At 37.9% G+C, this 21,363-nt stretch carries 17 protein-coding genes; 12 read left to right on the top strand and 5 right to left on the bottom strand.

The genetic code is table 11. The annotated features are described in order from the left end of the window. Positions 1-54 precede the first annotated feature (54 nt). Both JO178_RS20855 and JO178_RS20850 read left to right on the top strand, forming a co-directional pair. A complete protein-coding gene (locus JO178_RS20855) occupies positions 55-474 on the top strand; it encodes a MauE/DoxX family redox-associated membrane protein (RefSeq protein ID WP_291940153.1) in 420 nt (139 codons plus the stop codon). Positions 475-494: 20 nt separating this feature from the next. Continuing rightward, positions 495-848, top strand: a complete 354-nt coding sequence (locus JO178_RS20850) for a dimethylsulfonioproprionate lyase family protein (protein ID WP_291940152.1) — start codon at positions 495-497, stop codon at positions 846-848. Between the two features lie 130 nt (positions 849-978). On the opposite strand, the gene dnaK is transcribed toward JO178_RS20850, so the two are convergent. Further along, on the bottom strand, positions 979-2,877 hold the full coding sequence (gene dnaK, locus JO178_RS20845; RefSeq protein WP_291940151.1) for a molecular chaperone DnaK: 1,899 nt from the start codon (positions 2,875-2,877) through the stop codon (positions 979-981). A gap of 193 nt (positions 2,878-3,070) precedes the next feature. Next, positions 3,071-3,727 (bottom strand): porin family protein, encoded by a 657-nt coding sequence (locus JO178_RS20840; RefSeq protein WP_291940150.1) that lies wholly within the window; start codon positions 3,725-3,727, stop codon positions 3,071-3,073. A gap of 185 nt (positions 3,728-3,912) precedes the next feature. Here JO178_RS20840 and ppk1 point away from each other — a divergent pair, with 185 nt between their 5' ends. The 8 genes from ppk1 to JO178_RS20800 all read left to right on the top strand — a co-directional run bounded on the left by ppk1 (position 3,913) and on the right by JO178_RS20800 (position 13,946). Continuing rightward, positions 3,913-5,985 carry a polyphosphate kinase 1 gene (gene ppk1 / locus JO178_RS20835; RefSeq protein WP_291940148.1) on the top strand — a complete coding sequence of 691 codons (2,073 nt, stop codon included), beginning with the start codon at positions 3,913-3,915 and terminating at the stop codon, positions 5,983-5,985. Beyond that, positions 5,982-6,866: an exopolyphosphatase gene (locus JO178_RS20830; RefSeq protein ID WP_291940145.1), complete on the top strand. Its 885-nt coding sequence runs from the start codon at positions 5,982-5,984 to the stop codon at positions 6,864-6,866. The genes ppk1 and JO178_RS20830 overlap by 4 nt, the downstream gene beginning before the upstream one ends. Before the next feature lie 313 nt (positions 6,867-7,179). Next, complete coding sequence (locus tag JO178_RS20825; protein WP_291940143.1) at positions 7,180-7,833, top strand: NAD-dependent epimerase/dehydratase family protein; 654 nt, start codon at positions 7,180-7,182, stop codon at positions 7,831-7,833. Further along, positions 7,830-7,973: a hypothetical protein gene (locus JO178_RS20820; RefSeq protein WP_291940141.1), complete on the top strand. Its 144-nt coding sequence runs from the start codon at positions 7,830-7,832 to the stop codon at positions 7,971-7,973. The genes JO178_RS20825 and JO178_RS20820 overlap by 4 nt, the downstream gene beginning before the upstream one ends. Before the next feature lie 157 nt (positions 7,974-8,130). Then, positions 8,131-11,175, top strand: coding sequence for a choice-of-anchor I family protein (locus JO178_RS20815; protein ID WP_291940139.1), 3,045 nt, complete (start codon positions 8,131-8,133; stop codon positions 11,173-11,175). Positions 11,176-11,628: 453 nt separating this feature from the next. Continuing rightward, a complete protein-coding gene (locus tag JO178_RS20810) occupies positions 11,629-12,390 on the top strand; it encodes a hypothetical protein (RefSeq protein WP_291940137.1) in 762 nt (253 codons plus the stop codon). Positions 12,391-12,392: 2 nt separating this feature from the next. Beyond that, on the top strand, positions 12,393-13,145 hold the full coding sequence (locus tag JO178_RS20805; RefSeq protein WP_291940135.1) for a hypothetical protein: 753 nt from the start codon (positions 12,393-12,395) through the stop codon (positions 13,143-13,145). 3 nt (positions 13,146-13,148) lie between these two features. Then, positions 13,149-13,946: a hypothetical protein gene (locus tag JO178_RS20800; protein ID WP_291940133.1), complete on the top strand. Its 798-nt coding sequence runs from the start codon at positions 13,149-13,151 to the stop codon at positions 13,944-13,946. A 96-nt stretch (positions 13,947-14,042) separates the two neighbouring features. Here JO178_RS20800 and JO178_RS20795 read toward each other — a convergent pair whose 3' ends face one another. Both JO178_RS20795 and JO178_RS20790 read right to left on the bottom strand, forming a co-directional pair. After that, positions 14,043-14,291: a NifU family protein gene (locus JO178_RS20795; RefSeq protein WP_002977212.1), complete on the bottom strand. Its 249-nt coding sequence runs from the start codon at positions 14,289-14,291 to the stop codon at positions 14,043-14,045. Positions 14,292-14,340: 49 nt separating this feature from the next. Further along, positions 14,341-15,447: an Mrp/NBP35 family ATP-binding protein gene (locus tag JO178_RS20790; RefSeq protein WP_291940131.1), complete on the bottom strand. Its 1,107-nt coding sequence runs from the start codon at positions 15,445-15,447 to the stop codon at positions 14,341-14,343. Between the two features lie 151 nt (positions 15,448-15,598). Here JO178_RS20790 and JO178_RS20785 point away from each other — a divergent pair, with 151 nt between their 5' ends. Continuing rightward, entirely contained in the window at positions 15,599-16,054 is a 456-nt protein-coding gene (locus JO178_RS20785) for a hypothetical protein (RefSeq protein WP_291940129.1), read from the top strand. A gap of 20 nt (positions 16,055-16,074) precedes the next feature. Here the strand turns inward: JO178_RS20785 and JO178_RS20780 are convergent, their stop codons facing one another. Continuing rightward, positions 16,075-18,417, bottom strand: coding sequence for a TonB-dependent receptor (locus tag JO178_RS20780; RefSeq protein ID WP_291940127.1), 2,343 nt, complete (start codon positions 18,415-18,417; stop codon positions 16,075-16,077). A gap of 104 nt (positions 18,418-18,521) precedes the next feature. Between JO178_RS20780 and JO178_RS20775 the strand changes: the two genes are divergently transcribed. Continuing rightward, positions 18,522-21,323 carry a GH92 family glycosyl hydrolase gene (locus JO178_RS20775; protein WP_291940125.1) on the top strand — a complete coding sequence of 934 codons (2,802 nt, stop codon included), beginning with the start codon at positions 18,522-18,524 and terminating at the stop codon, positions 21,321-21,323. The last annotated feature ends 40 nt before the right edge of the window (positions 21,324-21,363 follow it).

Below are 21,363 nucleotides of genomic sequence, written 5' to 3'. Positions count from 1 at the left end.
AGACACGTCCTTTCTCTGAACTTTGTACCTGTAATTAAGACTTAAAATATAGGTATGAAAACGAAACAGGACTTCGCCGTTTTTCTATTAAGAATAACATTAGCCGCCGGATTTTTATCTGCAACGGCAAGCAGACTGAATCTTTGGGGAACTCATTCTTCAGGCTGGAAAAATTTCGTGCAGTATACTGCACAGACCAATTCATTTTTCCCTGCATCAGTAGCACCAGCTATCGCAACAGCATCAACGGTAGCTGAAATAAGCCTTGGGCTCTTACTTCTAGTAGGTTATCAGGTCAGTAAATCAGCTGTATGTGCTGCTTTCTTAACCCTTATATTTGCTATTGCCATGAGCATATCCTACAGCCTGAAAGAACCTCTGGATTATTCTGTTTTTGTCTTCAGTGCCGGCGCTTTTTTACTCAGTACTTTTCCACGTTACAAATGGACTTTAGAACAACTTTTACATCAATAATTATTTAAAAAAATAGTACAATGAACACAAAAATTCACGATTATATCGTAAAAACAGAACAAAAAGAGTGGCAACCTTTAATTGAAAAAGGAATTCATTATGAAGGAATCTTTGTAAAATCCTTAAAATTTGATCCTGAAAAAAACCGTTCCACGACCATTCTTCTGAAATTTGAACCGGGAGCAAGCTATCCTTACCACAACCATCCTGCAGGAGAAGAGCTCTTCATCATGGAAGGTGATGCCTTTATAGCAGGAGCTCATATGGAAAAAGGAGATTATTTATATACACCTCCCGGCTTTAAACATTCTGTAAAATCTGAGAATGGCTGTCTGATTCTTTTTATCATTCCGGAAGAGGTAGAAATTCTGTAATCCTATTTTATATTCTGTATCCTAAACCCATATTCAGATAACAAAAAAACAGGTTTCCAAATAAAAACCCCGCAGTAAACTTTGTTTACTGCGGGGTTAATTTATAATTAAATGTTAGTGTTTACATTTATTATTTTACTTCTTCGAAGTCTGCGTCCTGTACATCTTCAGCTCCGGCATTGTTACCACCAGCGTTCTGAGCTCCGGCTGCATCAGCACCAGGCTGTTGTCCTGCTGCATATAATTCTTCAGAAGCGGCCATCCATGCTGCATCTAATGCTTCAGTTTTAGCTTTTACATCATCTGCATTTTTAGCTTCGAAAGCTGTTTTTAATTCTGCGTGAGCTGCTTCAATCGCTGCTTTTTTGTCAGCAGAAAGTTTTTCACCGAATTCTTTTAATTGTTTTTCAGTCTGGAAGATCAATCCGTCAGCTTTGTTGAAGATCTCAACTTCTTCTTTTCTCTTAGCATCAGCTGCAGAGTTTTCCTGAGCTTCTTTTTTCATTCTTTCGATTTCTTCGTCAGAAAGACCTGAAGAAGCTTGGATTTTGATAGACTGCTCTTTACCGGTACCTTTATCTTTAGCAGATACACTTAGAATACCGTTCGCATCAATATCAAAAGTTACTTCAATTTGAGGTACTCCTCTTGGTGCCGGTGGAATATCCTGAAGATCAAATCTACCGATTTCTTTGTTATCATTGAACATTGATCTTTCACCCTGTCCTACTCTGATGCTTACAGCCGGCTGGTTGTCAGAAGCTGTAGAGAATACCTCAGATTTTTTAGTTGGGATCGTAGTGTTCGCTTCAATTAATTTCGTGAATACAGAACCCATTGTTTCGATACCTAAAGAAAGTGGGGTAACATCAAGAAGTAATACGTCTTTTACGTCTCCTGTCAATACACCTCCCTGAATAGCTGCACCTACTGCTACAACCTCATCCGGGTTTACTCCTTTAGATGGTTTTTTACCAAAGAATTTTTCTACTTCTTCCTGAATGATCGGGATTCTTGTAGAACCTCCTACCAAGATTACTTCATCGATATCAGAAGTTGATAAACCAGCATCTTTTAACGCTTTAGCCACCGGCTCCATAGATCTTCTTACAAGATCAGCAGATAATTGCTCGAATTTAGCTTTAGTTAAAGTCTTTACTAAGTGTTTAGGACCTGTAGCTGTAGCTGTGATATAAGGTAAGTTGATTTCAGTCTGTGGAGAAGAAGATAATTCGATTTTTGCTTTTTCAGCAGCTTCTTTCAGTCTCTGAAGAGCAATAGCATCAGCTTTTAAATCTACACCTTCTTCAGCTTTGAATTCATCAGCCATCCAGTTGATGATCACATCATCAAAGTCATCACCTCCTAAGTGAGTATCACCATTCGTAGACAATACTTCGAATACACCGTCTCCTAAGTCAAGGATAGAAATATCGAAAGTACCCCCTCCAAGGTCATATACAGCGATTTTTTGATCTTTATGGTTTTTATCAAGACCGTAAGCTAACGCAGCAGCAGTAGGTTCGTTGATAATTCTTTCCACTTTAAGACCGGCAATTTCACCAGCTTCTTTAGTAGCTTGTCTCTGAGCGTCGTTGAAGTAAGCCGGAACAGTGATTACCGCTCTTGTTACCTCTTGTCCAAGATAATCTTCAGCAGTTTTCTTCATTTTCTGAAGGGTCATTGCAGAAATTTCCTGTGGCGTATATTCTCTGTCGTCGATTTTTACTTTTACAGTATCATTAGGTCCGCTTACCACCTCATAAGGTACTCTTGAGATTTCTTTAGCATCTTCTTTAAAGTGAGTACCGATAAATCTCTTGATAGAGTATACGGTTTTCTTTGGATTCGTTACAGCCTGTCTTTTTGCAGGATCACCTACTTTTCTTTCTCCATCTTCTGTAAACGCTACAATTGAAGGTGTTGTTCTTTTACCTTCTGCATTTGGGATCACAACAGGGTCTTTACCCTCCATTACAGCAACACAAGAGTTGGTCGTTCCTAAGTCAATTCCAATTATTTTACTCATAATATTTTATTTTTTCTAATTTTTAAGTTTAATTTACACTCTCTATTTCACAACATCTGTACCATTCAAAAAATAGTGACAAAATGACACAACAAAATTAAAACCCCGATAAAATCGGGGTTTTACAAGTATTAATATGGAAATTTTTTCAGATATATCAGATCAGACTGCCATTGAGTATTCATTATTCGTATTAAAAAACATAGCCCACTGATATTCCAAAACCGGAATTATATATTTTAGGGGCATCCTGAAGAGTCAGCGAATTAAAACTATAAACTTCCGTATTCTTATATACTTTTGTCATCCCCAAATAATAGCCGGCTGAAGCCAGGTAGTGTTTTGCAAAAATATATTGTGCTTTAACCCTTACTCCTGCATCAAACTGTTGTAAATTATCCGGCTTTTGCTTTGTTGAACCATTGATACTCTGATCATACTCAAGTTCTTTGCGAAGTAAAATTCCGATTTCGGGTCCTAATGAAACAGAAAGGTCATCAATAGGGTGATAGCTGAATAATACCGGTAATCTTAAATAATCCGTTTTCAGGTGGCCATTTAATGTGAATGATTTCGGGCCATCCATTTCGTTAATCCGGTACGGAATACTGGCATTAAAATCTGATCCCATCTGTGAATATGCCAATTCTACATCTATAGAGATCTTATCGGAAAGATAATTCCATATAAAACCTCCTGCATGAAATCCGGTTCTGGAAGTAAATCCACCCGCATCAGACCCGGAAAAACGGCTGAAACTGACTCCGGCAAAAAGACCGTATTTAGGCGTATGCTGAGCATTCATCAGCCCCGCAGAGACCAATAAACCCAATAGAATTGTTTTTTTCATGGTATTTTAGTTATTAATAGAATAAAAATATAAAAAAGTTCTGAAATTCAGTCCCATAAAGATGAATTATTCCCGGGTAAAAGAAGCAGGTTAACGACTGCCACAAAATTAATCAAAGTTTAACCTAAGAAATAGGGATTGAAACTCTGTTTATTATTATTTTTGATAAAATATATACCTATATAATGTCATTACACTTTAATCCACGAGATATTACATGGCTTGCCTTCAATGAAAGAGTTTTACAGGAAGCTATGGATGAAAAAGTTCCTTTGCATTTAAGAATACGTTTCCTCGGAATTTTCTCCAACAATTTAGATGAGTTTTTCAGAGTACGTGTTGCCGGATTAAAGCGCGCCATGGATTTTAAGGAAAAAGTAATTGCTGAATCTTTCTATCAGCCGCCATCCAAAATTCTTCAGCGGATCAATGAGGTCGTCATGAGACAACAGCTGAATTTCGATAAGACATGGAAGAAAATCCAGACAGAAATGGCTGATCATAAGGTATTTATTAAAAACTCCAAAAATCTGACCATCAGACAGAAAGAATTTGTCAGAAACTATTTTGATGAAGTAGTAGAATCCAACGTTATTCCTATCCTTCTTCATGAAAATACACCCATGCCTTATCTGAGAGACAAGAGTCTTTATCTTGGAGTAGCCATGAGAAAAAAAGACTGGCAATATTCAAGCAATTATGCCATTATTGAAATTCCGTCACGTTTTGTAGGCAGGTTTGTATTGCTCCCTACGGAGGATCCTGAAGAAAAAAATGTGATGTTACTGGAAGATGTCATTACCTTCAACCTTCCGCATATTTTTTCCTATTTCGGATATGATGAATTTTCAGCCAATGCCTTCAAGGTAACTAAAGATGCCGAACTGGATCTGGATAATGACATCCGTACCAACTTCGCCGAAAAAATAGAAAAAGGACTTAAGAACAGAAGAAAAGGAAAACCTACCCGTTTTGTTTTTGATAAAGATATGGATAAAGCCCTGCTCGAACTCCTTATCAGAAAACTCAATCTGACGAAAAAAGACAGTATAATTCCGGGAGGGAAAATTCATAACTTCAAACATTTCATGGATTTTCCTGATGTATTTGAAGCCTACGAAAGACCTGTAGAAAGAACATCTTTTACTCATCCGGCTTTTGAACACGGAGAGAGAGTAACCGACGTTATTTTAAAAGATGATGTACTGCTCACCTTCCCTTATCATAAATACAATCCGGTGATTGATCTTCTTCGTGAGGCTGCTATGGATCCGGATGTAAAATCCATACAGATTACGGCCTACCGTCTGGCAAGCAACTCAAAAATCATCAATGCGCTCATTTATGCGGCAAGAAATGGTAAAGAAGTTACTGTCATGCTGGAACTTCAGGCAAGATTCGATGAAGAATCCAATTTGGAATGGAAAAATATGCTTGAGCCGGAAGGAATTACCGTTTTAGTAGGAATCCCCAACAAAAAAGTTCACGCTAAACTTTGCGTAATCAAAAAAAGAGCGCACAACAAAACCATCCAATACGGATTCGTAAGTACCGGTAACTTTAATGAAAAAACAGCAAGAATTTACGGAGATCATTTGCTGCTGACTTCCGACCGTGGCATTATGGCAGATATCAATAAAGTTTTTAATGTGTTGAAAAAACCAAAAGAAGATTACCTTCCTATTTTGAAAACTTGCAAAAATTTATTAGTTTGCCCACAATTCATGCGTGAAAAAATTGTTCATCATATCGAAAAAGAAATTGAAGAAGCAAAAGCAGGAAGAAAAGCAGAAATCATTGTCAAAGCCAACTCACTCAGTGACAGATCTCTGATTGAAAAATTATATGACGCAGCCACAGTAGGAGTAGTAATAAAGCTCATCGTAAGAGGAATCTACTGTGCGGTCAACCAAAAAGAATTTAAAGAAAAAATAAAAGCAATAAGTATTGTAGACGAATATCTGGAACATGCCAGAGTGATGTATTTCTACAATAAAGGTGCCGAAGATATGTATATTTCATCTGCTGACTGGATGACCAGAAATCTGGATTACAGAATAGAAGCTGCAGCAAAAATTACAGATAAAGACCTTAAAAAAGAATTGAAAGATATCCTCGATATTCAGCTCAGAGATAATGTAAAAGCAAGAATTTTAGATAAAAGACTGAGCAATGAATACGTAAGAAATGACAAAAAAGAATGTCGTTCCCAGATAGAAACCTATAAATATTTAAAAGCTAAAACCAGTAAAAAATGAAGATAGCAGCGATAGACATAGGAAGTAATGCAGCCCGCCTCCTTATTAATGAAGTAAAAATAAACAACAGAAAACCTGAATTCATTAAACTCAATCTTTTGAGGATTCCTCTAAGACTGGGAATGGATGTTTTTACCCTGGGAAAAATAGGCTCCGAAAGAGAAAAAATGGTCATTGATTCTATGAAAATCTTCAGTGACCTGATGAAAATTTATAAGGTAGATCACTACAGAGCCTGTGCTACCAGCGCCATGCGTGATGCAGCCAACGGAAATGAAATTATCAGACAGGTTCAGGAGACTTCCGGAATTAATATAGAAATTATTTCAGGAGACGAAGAAGCTACCCTGATCTATGAAAACCACGTAGCAGAAGGCCTTGATAAAGAATTCGCCTATTTATATATCGATGTAGGCGGGGGGTCCACAGAACTTACCTTCTATGAAAACGGAAAAATGGTATATGAAAGATCCTTTAATATCGGCACCATCCGACTTCTCAATAATCTGGTTACTTCAGACAACTGGAAAGAGATGAAAGAAGAGATCAGGAAACACATTGTCAGTAAAAAACCGATTGTAGCCATCGGCTCAGGAGGAAACATCAATAAAGTATTCTCCATGAGTAAAACCAAGGACGGAAAACCGATGTCTCTTTCCCATCTTAAAAAAGTTTACAAAGAATTCAATGAACTTTCAGTAGATGAAAGAATGACAAAATATAGTCTCAGAGAAGACAGAGCCGACGTTTTGGTTCATGCTTTGGGTATTTTCAACAATGTCATGTCCTGGTCGGATATCAACAGAATATTTGTTCCTAAAATTTCCGTAGCAGACGGACTGATCCAGAATATTTACAGCCAGTTACAACATAAAAAATAATTACTGACCACATAAAATTCAAAACCGGGCTCTCACAGTCCGGTTTTTTTGGGAGCTTTTTCCCGCTTTCCGCTGTATCTTTTTCGCCAACAGCATCAGAAATCCAATCCGGAAAAAGGATGCCGCTGCAATCGGGGCTATGAAAAGTCTGTTTCATCAGAATTGAAATATTTTATATCCTGATCCCAAACCGACGAATACTTTGTTTTTTTGTCGGGCAGAACATAAAAAAATTATCTAAAAGAATATTTTTTTCCTAACTTTAAAGTAAACTCAATCCGTCATCCGTCATACAATTATCAATAGCAAAACAATGACCCCAATTAAAATAATTCTTACAGGAGCTACAGGAATGGTAGGCGAAGGCGTTCTGATGGAATGCCTCGAAAATCCGAATATATCTCACATCTTAAGCATCAGCAGAAAACCCTCAGGAAAAACACATCCTAAACTAAAAGAATACCTCATCCCCGATTTTTTATCCCTTGACATCCATGATGAAAATCTGAAAGGATACGATGCCTGTTTCTTTTGTGCCGGAATCAGTAGTGTAGGTATGAATGAAGAAGAATACACCAAAATCACTTACGATACCACACTTCATTTTGCAGAGGCCGTTTTACATCAGAATCCTGAAATCATTTTCAACTATGTCTCAGGAGCTCATACCGACAAAACAGAAAGTGGTAAAGTAATGTGGGCAAGAGTAAAAGGCAGAACTGAAAATACTTTAAAAAAAATGAATTTTAAAGGAGCATACAATTTTCGCCCCGGATTTATGAAACCGGTTGAAGGCCAATTGAATGTAAAATGGTTTTTCAAACCTTTTATTTGGTTTTTTCCTGTTTTTTTACCGTCAAAATCATTAACTTTACACGAAGTAGGAAGAGCAATGATCAATGCCGTACAAAAAGGTTACCCTACATCCACTTTAGAAATTAGAGATATTAAAAACTTAGCGATATGAGAGACATGCTAAAAAGAATTGTTCTGGTTATTTTTGTACTCTTACTCCTGACTGCCATTTCAGGATTTTTCTATATGCAGAAACATCCGTTGGAAAAATCACAAAGTATTTTGAATTTCTCGGGAGAACAAAAAAAATAGTGCTGTCCTTTTGTGTCTCCACTGTTAAATGTCTGACTTCCCATCCATTTCCGTTATTTTAATTTTATACCTTATTTTTTAAACATTTCTTAAAATTCTATTAAAATAGTTACCAAACATAAAGTTCATTTTTGTATTTATCTAATTAAAACAAAAAATGATCAACAACTACCTCCTTAAAGGGTCTGTTATTGCCGCATTCTTTTTTCAGAGCGGTCTTTTCGGGCAAACCCTTATACATTACTGGAATTTTAATAATAATACTTCTTCAGCCTCCATTACCACCCCTTCTTCCACTCTGGCCAACGGTTCTCTTACCGCCATTGCAGGGGGTACCAGTGTCATAGATTTTGCCAACGGGACCGGACAGAATTTCAATATTGCCAACCTCAATGCCAGAAACGGCGACGGATCCGGAACTCATTTAAGATTCAATAATCCGATTGGCGGTGCATTACAGTTCAGTTTACCGACAACAGGATACAATAATGTTATTATAAAATTTACGACAAGAAGATCTGCACAGGGTGCAGGAACCCAGACATGGTCTTATACAACGGATGGAAGTACTTTCATCCCTTATCAGACAATTACCCCACAGGATGCAGACCCACAACTGGTAAATTTTGATTTTTCCACAGTTCCGGGAGTATCCGATAACCCGAACTTTAAATTAAAAGTTGAATTTTCGGCAACAGGAGGAGGCACAGGAGGAAACAACCGCTTTGATAACTTTACGGTAGATGCTGTTTCTGCAGGAAATACAGACACTACCCCGCCTATTGTTACCTATCTCCCGGCCAACAACACAAATAACGCTTCTACAGCTGCAAATCCTACCATTTCTTTTAATGAAAATGTAAGGTTAACAGACAACTCGGCGATCAACGATTCTAATGCACAAAATCTTGTAGAATTCCGTTTAGGAAGTTCTGCAGGTACACAAGTTCCCTTTACAGCCACTTTCAATAACAATAACAACACGATCACCATTATTCCTACTTCCGGTTTAATTCCGGGACAAACCTATTATCTCGCCCTTAAACCGGATATGGTAGAAGATTTCAGTGATAATGGAGTATCAGCCATAACCGCCAGTACATTTACTACAGCGGGCACTACCCTTTCATTGGAGAAAAACTTTATAAAAGTTAATGAAAATGCAGGAAACCTGGCCTTTAAAATTAAGGTCTCCAATCCTTCAGCAGCAACCGTAAACCTTGTTGTAAAGCCTACACCCTTCAGTACAGCAGACACTAATGACTTTAGTTTAGTGAATCAGACAATTCATATTACGCCCTCCACAACAGATTATACCATCAATATTCCCATTATTGATGATACGATAGAAGAACAACAGGCTGAATATTTTGTGGTAAGTCTGGAGAATCCGGTTGGTGCGACTATTTCAGGAGACAATGCTGCCACGGTTTACATTATAGATAATGATAAGCCTGCTCCTGCTCCGTCCAGTCAAATCGTATTGAACTACATCGGTAGTTTTGACCCTTCAGGAAACAACAACAGCTCAACGGAGATCGTAGTTCATGATCCATCTACCCAACGACTATTTACCATCAGCTCTCTAACAGATGTTTTTGATATTATTGATTTCAGTATTCCTACAACACCATCTGTGATCAGGACTGTGAATATGGCTGCGTATGGAGGCATCACAAGTATTGCCGTAAAAAACGGAATTATTGCCGCCGCGTCGCCTAATGCCAATCCTCAACAAAATGGTTCCGTAGTATTCTTTGATATTAACGGAAATTTCCTGAAGCAGGTTACTGTGGGAGCGTTACCGGATATGATCACTTTCTCTCCTGACGGGACAAAAGTACTCACTGCCAATGAGGGGGAACCCAATGATGCTTATACCATAGATCCTGAAGGAACAATCAGCATTATCGATATTTCAGGAGGAATTGGAGCCCTTACACAAAGTAATGTCACTACTCTTAATTTCAACAGTTTTGATTCTCAGGTTGCCGCACTTACTGCAACAGGATTGAGAAAAGTAAGAACCAACAACAGCCTTTCTCAGGATCTGGAACCCGAATACATTACCATAAGTGCAGACAGCCAGAAAGCATGGGTGACCTTACAGGAGAACAATGCCATTGCCGAGGTAGATCTTATCACAAAAGCCATCACGGGAATCTGGGGCCTGGGTAAAAAAGATATGAGCCTTCCGGGGAACGGCTTTGATGCCTCAGACAACAATGGAGAAATATTGATCGCCAACTGGCCGGTAAAAGCATATTATATTCCGGATGCTGTACAAAACTATAAAGTTGGAAATACCCACTATATTGTAACGGCCAACGAAGGAGATGAAAAAGATCTTCCCGGATACAGTGAAAGAACAACCGTAGGTGCAAGTACTTATACTTTAGATCCCGCTATTTTTCCTCAGTCTTCAATATTAAAAGCTTCACACAACCTTGGACGATTCAGGGTATCTACAGCAACAGGAAATACGGATGCCGATACTGATTTTGAAGAGATTGCCGCTTTAGGAGCACGTTCATTCTCTATTTTCAACGCAGATACCAGACAGAGAGTTTATGACAGCGGTGATCAGTTTGAAAGGTACATAGCAGCCTACCATCCGTTAATTTTTAATGCAGATAATGAATCCAATACCATCAAAAGCAGAAGCCGTGCAAAAGGTCCTGAGCCGGAAGGTGTGGCATTAGGAACCATCAGCGGACAGACTTATGCATTTATTACCCTGGAAAGAACCGGAGGAGTAATGGTATACAATATCACAGATCCTAATCATCCTGTTTTTACAGACTATAAACATTCCCGCTCTACCTCGGCATACGGCGGAGATAATGGCCCGGAAGGAATTATTTATATTGCTCCGGAAAATACGACAACCAACAAAGGTTATGTTATTATTGCCAATGAAATAAGCGGAACTTTATCCATGTATGAAGTTGCCATGGCACCCACTCTGGGAACCGGAGAAATAAAACCTGAAACAGCGACTTTCAATGTATTCCCCAATCCTGTCAGTAAAGGAAATACACTTTTCTTCAACAGAAAACAGGATTATGAGCTGTATGATATGTCCGGAAAACTGATCGGAAAAGAAAAAAACGCCTTAACGATAAGTACATCCGCTCTTTCTACCGGAGTTTACCTTGTGAAAACATCAGAAGGGCATCTTAAACGAATCATTATAAAGTAAAATAAATATTCATTATTTAATTTCAAAGCTTCGGTCCTCCGAAGCTTTTCCTGTCTTCCGGAAATCATAAATAAACACCAGAAAACATGCTTCACAAAAGGCAGACCTTTTAAATAAAATTTTTTTTTAATATTTCAATAGAAAAAATTATTGCCATCAACCATTCTTATTTACCAATAACTTTATCAGTTCCATTCATTATTAAAAATAATAATCATAAAAAAAAATTATAGTATAACTCAACTTTTATCATAAATTTTTCCAAATTTCTGAATAAAAGCTGTAAGTCTTTAAAACAGGGAGAATTTTGAAATATAAAATATTTTTTTAACACAAAAAGTCATTTTTTTGGTCAAAAAATAATGGATAAAAAAAGAATATATTTAACTATATAACAATAATTTAACAAAAAATAAGGTTAATTATTCTTAAATTTAAAAAAACCAAAAAAAAATGCAAAAGAAAAATTTCACTCTCCTTGCGATGTTCCTTTTCTTCTTTTTCAAGGCACAACAAGGCGGAGTAGGGATTGGGAACACATCACCCGACCCGTCTGCCATTCTTGATGTAACAGCCACGAATAAAGGACTTCAGCTTCCTGTCGTCTCTTTAACCTCTACCACCGATGCGTCCACCATTCCGAGCCCTAAAACAGGCTTTATCATCTACAACACTGCTGTAGCAGGCTCCGGCATGACAAGTGTTGATAAAGGAATATATGCTTTTACCGGAAGTGTCTGGGAAAAAATGTTTACTAAAGCTAATGTAATAACAGAAGTTGAAAAAATTCCTTTTATCACTCCTGTTTTTGCAGCGAGTAATATTGCAACCAGCTCCAGTATTACTGCAGGAACGACAACAAATCTTACGTTTAATACACTTTATCAGAATTTGCCGGTAGGCGCACAAGGCCCCGCCAGTAATTATACCGGCTATACAATCCAGGAAAACGGAAGATATGTAATCTCTTATACTGCTGATACCAGAAATACAACGGGAGATGCCAATGGAAGCTCTGCTTTTTTTGTACAAAAAAATGGAGCTATGGTATGTACTTATGCCATGGAAAGAGATTATCAGTTTGCGGGGCTCTCAAGTACCTGTACATTAGGATTGGTAGCCGGAGACCAGATTACATTCAGTATTCAGTCCAATGGAGCAGACTACCAGATCGCCAATACAAATGTTTCTATTTCTAAAATATTAAACAACTAATTATGAAAGCAACTCTTTTTTATCTATTTACTTTTCTGTTGTTTACTCCATTCTATTTTGGACAATTAGTCATAGGATCTACTAATGTTTCAACAGGAGCCGTTTTAAAATTAGACGCAAATAATAAAGCGCTTAGAATTCCTAATCTGACCATTAGCAATAAAGCCAGTACAGTTGCTCCCATACCATCACCTGCATTGGGAGTCATGCTTTATAACACCACAATGGATATTACCAATGATCTCACCCCTTCTATTACCTATTGGGCCAGTGATAATCAATATCATTCCGAGGCTACCTCAACGGCAACGGAAAGTATCATCAGTTCCACTCACGTTCCGTTATTGATCTTCACGGCCGCAGTAACGCAAAAGCCATATACGGTACTCGGTACTGCAGGAGGAGGAGGAGCTACTCCCCTTACCTTAACTTCTCAGGAAGTTCTTGTCGATAAATACTGGGGCTGGAATTTTTCCACCAACCAATATACTGTACCTTCTACAGGAATATATGCCATAGAGTTTGTATCCATCATGTCCAATGCGGCCAACTCAGGGGGGACAAGTACAAACAGACTCTCAAGGAACGGCAGCAATATCAGTTTTATTTCAGGAAGATTCGTTCTCAACAGAATGTATACGACCTTAATCAGTACTCAAAACCTCAATGTAAATGATATCCTGGCATTTCAATACTCTTTTACAGCAGGGAATTACAGAATAGAGTCAGGAACCGTTAACATCTATAAATATTAAAATATGAACTCAAAATATAAATTAACAGGATTTCTTTTGCTCTTTATTTATTGCATTGCAAAAGCGCAAGTTGGTATAGGAACAACCAATCCGGATCCGGCCACCATTCTGGATCTTGCAAGTGCCAACAAGGGATTGCTGATTCCCCGGGTTCAGTTATCCGGCATTAATGATATTACCACCGTTCCGGTTGCTTCATCCGTCAGCTCTCCTGATCAGGGAATGCTCGTGTATAATCTTTTAAATGCAGGAACTTCACCAAACAATGTTTTTCAGGATACGTTTTATATATGGACAGGAACGCAATGGGAATCTATTGCAAGGGTAACCGATACCCGTACTGAAATTGACAACCGTAATATTACGGAACTGATGTTTGCCGGCAGCCCTCCTACCTCTACGACCGCTTATACCGCATCAGCTTATTCCCCGTGGACCACTATGGATTTTTCGACCGAACGTATAGATATCAGCAACGTACATAATGCCGGTACATTTACAATACCCACTACCGGGCTCTATTCATTTTCCGGAATTGTCCAGGTAAGTATTTCAACCTCCAGCGGAACAACCAAAACTTTTGGCGCACGGATCATCAATACCACGACTTCCACGGTATTGGCAACCTCTTACTTTGGGACCGGTGGTGGAGGAAGCGGAGGAAGTATGCCGCTATTTTGGATGGGAAATCTTACGGCGGGAACCCAGGTTCAGGTTCAGTACAGAATGCGTGATACCACAAACAGTAATATAAGTGTCAGTACCAACTCTAATATTTCTCTGAGAAACCATTTTAATTAGACGGAATACAGATTGATTTCGTTATGATTTTTATATAAAAAAGACAGGCTCTATCCAATAAAGCCTGTCTTTTTAAAAATATCTCAGATATAATTTTTACTCTACGTTGATTACTTTTTCAATTTCCGGAGCATGTTGTTTAATTGTATTTTCAACACCTAATTTAAGGGTTGAAAAATTTAATGAACATCCGGAACAGTTACCCAAAAGTTTCACAAAAACCTGATTATCTTTCACGTCAATAAGCTCGATATCACCACCGTCTTTATTTAAAAACGGTCTGATGCTTTCCAGAGCTTCCATTACTCTTGTTACTGTATCTTCGTGCGTTATATTTGTTTCCATATTTTTTTCAGTTCAATTCGGTTTTTTCAAATTTGATTGAAAGTTGATATTATTTTGCTTTCGGGGAGCAACCTGCCATTGTAGAGATCTTTACGGCTTCAGTAGGCGGAAGATTTTTATTTCTTTCCACTAAGCTTTCAACCATTTTTCTTGCTGTTTCTGTATAGATATCTGCAATTTTAGAGTTCTCCTGAAGAGCAGCCGGTCTACCGACATCTCCTGCTTCTCTGATACTCTGGATCAAAGGAATTTCTCCAAGTACCGGAATACCAAGATCTTCAGCAAGATACTGAGCGCCCTGATTTCCAAAAATATAATATTTATTTTCAGGAAGTTCTTCCGGTGTAAAATACGCCATATTTTCGATTAATCCAAGAACCGGAATATTAATACTTTCCATCTGGAACATAGCGATTCCTTTTCTTACATCTGCCAAGGCAACATGCTGAGGAGTACTTACAATGACAGCTCCTGTCACAGGAACTTCCTGAATGATGGATAAATGGATATCACCTGTTCCTGGAGGAAGGTCAATTAATAAGAAATCCAATTCTCCCCATGCAGCGTCTCTGATCATTTGATTTAAAGCCTTTGAGGCCATTGGTCCTCTCCATACTACAGCCTGGTTGGCTCCTGAGAAATATCCGATAGAAAGCATTTTCACCCCATAATTTTCTACAGGCTTCATCATGTTTTTACCATTTACTTCTACAGAAATCGGTTTTGCGCCTTCTGTGTCAAACATTGTAGGTACTGACGGGCCGTAAATATCAGCATCTAATAATCCTACTTTAAAGCCCATTTTAGCTAATGTCACTGCCATATTTGCAGAAACTGTAGATTTTCCTACTCCTCCTTTTCCGGAAGCGATAGCGATAATATTTTGAATTCCCGGAATTTGTTTTCCTTTGATCTGGCTTTGCTGAATTTCACTAGGTTCCGGAGAAACGATTTTAAGTTTTAAATGAACATTTTCTCCAAACTCACTGGCAAAAGCTTGTTTCATTGCAGCTTCCAGTTTTTTCTTTTCGTGCATTGCAGGCGAATGAGCGGTCATGTCAATATAAACATCATCACCCATAATCTGAAGATTATTCACCAAGTCGTCTACTTCTATTTCTTTAAGGAAATCTTGAACCTTTTCTTTCGTCAACATACTAAATATAAATTGTTCACAAATTTACGCTTTTTTTTGATAATTTAGAATCAATAAAATCTATAACATCAGGTGATAAATAAGATCACTAAAAATTTTATTTCATTGTTTCTTACTTTAGTAAGATTTTAAACCGCTAAAAGCAAAGCTAATGAAAACCAATGCCTATCCTTCCAAATATGCTGCCCCAATAGGTCTTTACACTGTCGGAAAGACCAGATTCAAATGGTATAATCTTGCAGAAGACCCTGCAGAAGTCTTATTACAGGACATTCAGTCTGCTAAAATCTGCATAGAGAATTCCGCCGAAAATTTTCAGGATACGGACGATCTTGGATTTGTGATTTTACACCAATGCGGCGAGCATTACCTCCTTTTGGTCTGTACATGGCGCAGTGAAAATGAATTATGGGAAAGTGTTTACTACAACGGTTCAGGAACATTTGAAATCTGGGATAGAAACAAAACCCATCTTCCTACATATTGTGTATGGGAAATGGGGATTGTTTATCATGAATCTCAGGCATGGAAAAAACATCTGGGTACCTTTAGGGAAGAAAGTGATAAAAAGGATTATCTCGATAATTTCTTTGAAGGAGAAGTCTAAAATAACAGGGAATGAAATTATTAATTTGCCCTGTTCTTTTCGTCAAATTTAATATTACGTTCGGTACCTTTTACTTTTTTATTTCCAAAAGTATAAGTTGCCGACAGAGTAAGCCTTCTGGCATCGTAATAATTATTAAAATAATGAGTTCCGGTAGTATAGAATATCTGCCCCCTGCTTCTGGATTGTTTAAAAATATCTGAAACCAGCAGATTGATCTGAAGATTTTTTTCCATAAGACTCAGCTTTAATCCGGAAGTAACATTTCCTGTATAATCCCAATGAATTATTCCAAAATTTGAGGGCAGACGGAACCAGTAGTTGAGCACCAGCTGAATGGTTTTGCTTTTATTCAGTGACACATTATTCTGAAAATTGAAATCATATCCCTGGCCTTTTCTGGAAGCTGCATCGGTAGCAAAAACTTTTGTTTCCATATAAGAAAGATCAGCCGAATAATTGGCTTCCCAGCGTTTAAAGAAAGTGTCTGAATAATTCAACGTAATTCCCGTGCTGTTCTGATTATAGAAATTAGCAAAAGTGCTGATCCTGTTTTCCCCGTCAAGATTAACAATCTGAGCAAAACCGTTCAGGGTTCTCTGGAAATAAGCTGAAGCGGATAACTTCCCTTTGTAAACATAAGAGAATTCAATATTATGATTAAAAGAAGGCTTTAAAAACGGATTTCCGGTAGAATAGGAATTGATGTTGATATACCAGCGATACGGATTAATTGCACGGAAATCCGGTCTGTTGATTCTTTTTGAATAATTAAGACTGAAGGTATGATTCTCATTGCTCTTATAGGAAATATATGCGGTAGGAAAAAATTGCCCATATTTGTTTTCTGTCTGCTGTCCGGAAGTCAGAGAGTTTCCGGTTACCGTGGAATATTCATAACGCAGTCCGGCTTTTGCGGACCACTTTTCATTGAACGCTTTTTCAAAACTGATATAGGCAGCATAGTTTTTCTCATTATATTTAAATTCATTGCTTTTTATGGGATCAGTGATGTAGCTTCCACCCTTAAGATTCTGATAAAATATATCTGAATTATTATCAAAATTGGTAAACTTCACTCCTGCTTCTGTTTTTACCCACTGAAAAGGTAATGTAAGATCTGCCTGTCCGGAATAAATTTTATAGTCAACAGTGGAAGGTGATTTTACGGTAGACGGACCTCCTGAAGTAGCGGTGGTAATAAAATCAATAGTTGTTTTAGGAATATTTGAGAAATAATTTCCGGTAATGCTCAGCTTGTTATCCTGTTTTCCAAATTTCACATCATAGTAAGCACTGATTGTCTGCTGAGTGCTTTTCCCTCTGTGCTCTGCATAGGTAGACAATGTACTGGTATAACTGTCATTTTGAAAATAATCCGAAGTATTCATGACGTTCATATTGGAATGCCCATCCCCGTAATCGTAGATGAATCCGATATTAGATTTTGGGGTCAGCAGATAGTCAATACTTAGATTAGCGCCTAATCCGTCTCCGAAATCCCTTCTGTCATCTGAGCTTTTAAGCCCGTCGGCTCCTTCAATTCTATAATTTTCATAAGAATGTTTTTCGTACTTATATTGTCTTAATTTTAATGAAGAACGCAGTTTTTCATTTTGATAATTAATGGTTGTACTATTTGAAAATCCTGTATATGTCTGCTGCTGAAGCGTTGAGGTAAGACTTCCGCTCCATCCGAGATTCTGATTTTTCTTTAAGACAATATTAATAAGACCACTGTTTCCCTGAGCTTCATACTTTGCAGGAGGGGTCGTAATGACTTCTATTTTTTCAATATTTTCTGACCGGAGACTTTTGAGGTAAGTAACAAGCTCACTTCCGGAAAGATTCAGTATCCTCTCATTGATCATGATAGCGACTCCGCTTTTCCCTGCAATAGATACTCCTGAATTATCATCAACCTTGATAAGAGGAGTTGTAGCAAGCGCATCGGCACCATCCATTCCCTGAGAAGCTACAGATTGGGCGACATTAAAAATCAACCGATCAGCCTTTCTTTCAATCAGCTTTTTTTTTGCCGTTAGAGTAACGCCCTCAAGTTGTTTTTCTTTTTTACGATCAATGAAAAAATCCTGTTGTACATCTCCCTGTACGTTTATCTCAGCCTGGGAAATCTCTTCTCCATCCTGGATAAGTCTGATATTGTAATTTCCGTTTTCGGTAAGATTAAGAGAATAATTTCCTTTTTCATCAGAAATGGCAGTCTGTTTTTTCTCATTTTTTACAGCTATAACTTCAACATAAGAAACGGCATTTCCGGATTGAGAAATTTTTCCTTTTATAGTCTGGGAAAATATAAATAGCGGCAACAGCAGGCCCACAGCAAGTAATATCTTTTTCATTGATTCTAATAGTTTTTAATAAGACAATCTGTTTCTCCTCTTTATTACATCACTACTTTGTATCTTATTGTTTTTCGATATATTCGTTATCATAAAATTTAAATATGAAAAAAAGGCTGATTGTATTTTCTTTATTCATCACTCAGATCATATATGCTCAAAATTATTCACAACATGTCAATCCTTTTATAGGAACAGGCGGTCACGGTCATACCTTTCCGGGAGCCACTGTTCCTTTCGGCATGGTGCAGCTTTCTCCTGATACCAGAATTGATGGAAGCTGGGACGGATGCAGTGGTTATCATTATTCGGATTCTGTAATCTATGGCTTTTCCCATACCCATCTGAACGGAACCGGAGTGTCTGATTACGGCGATATTATGCTGATGCCCACAATGGGGAATCCAAGTCTGGACAGTAAAGAGTATTCTTCAAAATTTTCTCATAAAAACGAAAAAGCAACAGCCGGCTTCTATTCGGTCAAATTAGACAAAAACAATATTAATGTCCGGCTTACGGCCACAAAAAGGGTTGGCTATCATGAATATACCTTCAACAATGCAGGAAATGCCAATATTATTCTGGATCTCAATCACAGGGATAAACTTCTTGAAGGGGAAGTAAAAATCATTGATGATAAGACCATTGAAGTATTCAGAAGAAGTGAAGCATGGGCGACCAATCAGTACATCTATACCAGAATCGAATTTTCAAAGCCCATGAAGATTTCAAAGAAAGAAGTTAACGGAAAACAGGAAAACAATCTCTTTAGCGGCACTAAGCTGGCTCTGGCATTTTCTACAGATGTTAAGAAAGGAGAAAAAATCAATATAAAAGTTGCCCTTTCACCGACGGGCTATGAAGGAGCCGGAAAAAATATGTTAGCTGAAGGGCTATCCAAAGATTTTGAAACGATCAAAAAACAGGCTGAAAATGACTGGAACAAAGAGCTTTCAAAAATAGAAGTCAGATCTGATGATCAAAATAAATTAGCTGTTTTTTATACGGCCTTATATCACGTATTTACACAACCTAATATCAATATGGATGTGGACGGAAAATATCGCGGAAGGGACAACCGACTTTATACTGCTAAAGATTTCAATTATTACACCGTTTTTTCACTTTGGGATACCTTCAGAGGTGCCCATCCTTTAATGACTTTAATCGACAGAAAAAGAACGGCAGATTTTATCAATACATTTATCAGACAGTATGAACAGGGCGGAAAACTTCCGGTTTGGGAACTGGCCTCTAATGAAACAGAATGTATGATCGGCTATCACGCTGTTTCTGTAATTGCAGATGCCATGGCCAAAGGAATTAATGGCTTTGATTATGAAAAGGCGTTTCAGGCTTCCAAACATTCTGCCATGCTGGATATTTTCGGTTTAAATGCTTATAAACAAAATAACTACATCAGCATGGATGATGAGTCTGAAAGTGTTTCCAAGACAGTAGAATATGCTTATGATGACTGGTGCATTGCCCAAATGGCTAAAATTCTAGGAAAGAAGGAAGATTATCAGTATTTCATGAAACGTTCCCAGAACTGGAAAAACCTTTATAATCCTAAAAATGGCTTTATGCAGCCGAGAAAAAACGGAAACTGGTACGAACCTTTCGATCCGCAGGAAGTCAACAACAATTATACAGAAGGAAATTCATGGCATTATTCTTATTCCGTACAACAGGACATTCCGGGGCTTATTGCAGCTCATGGAGGAAAAGAAAAATTTGAGCAGTTCATTGATGCGATTTTTGCAGCTCCCGATACAACCACCGGAAGAGAACAGGTAGATATTACAGGGCTTATGGGTCAGTATGCTCAGGGGAATGAACCCAGCCATCATATCGCTTATCTTTACAATTTTGTAGGAAAACCTGAGAAAACCGATGCTAAAATCAAACATATTCTGGACCATTTTTACAAAAACACACCGGATGGCCTGATCGGAAATGAAGACTGCGGCCAGATGAGCGCCTGGTATGTTTTAAGTTCTATGGGAATCTATTCTGTGAGTCCCGGATTACCGGAATGGGAAACAACTACCCCTTATTTTGATGAGATTAAGATTCATCTTGAAGACGGCAGTACAAAAACCATCACTAAAAATACCGGTAAAACAGAACTGAAGACACTGGGGTTTGAAAATATAAGGTCTTTCAAGGATTTTAAATACCCCCAACTCACCGCTTCACCGGTGATTGCAGCGGACCGTATCTTTGACTTTTCCACCAAAGTTGAAATCACCCCTTTAAACCCGGGAGACAAGATCTATTATATGACCATGGATGAAAGCGATGCCAATAAAAGAAAAACTTTCATTCCTTATAAAGGTCCGTTTTCTGTGATAAAAACAACTCAGGTTCTCGCCTACTCGGAAAAAAGCGGAGAGAAAAGTTCTGTTACGGTCGCTAATTTCAGCAGAAGACCGAATTACTGGGATATCAATATTCTTTCAAAAGCCACTCCTCAGTATACGGCTAACGGAAAGCTGGCTCTTATTGACGGAATCCGGGGAGATCTCAACTGGAGAAAAGGAGAATGGCAGGGATATCAGGGGCAGAATTTTGAAGCAATTATTGATTTTAAATCATCTCAACAGATTACAACTATATCCTCCACTTATCTTCAGGACAGTAAAGCATGGATTCTGATGCCTAAAAAAGTGGAATATTATGCTTCGATGAACGGTAAAGATTTCATTCTTTTAAAAACAGTTGACAATACGGTTGATCCGAAAGATGAGAAAGTCCGGATTAAAGATTTCACTGCGGATATTCTTCCGACTGAGGCCAGATATATCAAAGTAAAAGCATATTATTTTGGTAAACTTCCTGAATGGCATCAGGGAGCAGATGGTAATGCTTATATCTTTATCGATGAGATTTCTGCAAACTAAAACGATTACGGTTAAATGAAAAAACATCCCTCTTCATAAT

It is taken from the genome of Chryseobacterium sp. (genome assembly GCF_019236175.1).
In the GTDB taxonomy this organism is placed as follows: Bacteria; Bacteroidota; Bacteroidia; order Flavobacteriales; family Weeksellaceae; genus Chryseobacterium.
This window is presented reverse-complemented; position numbering and strand designations above follow the sequence as displayed.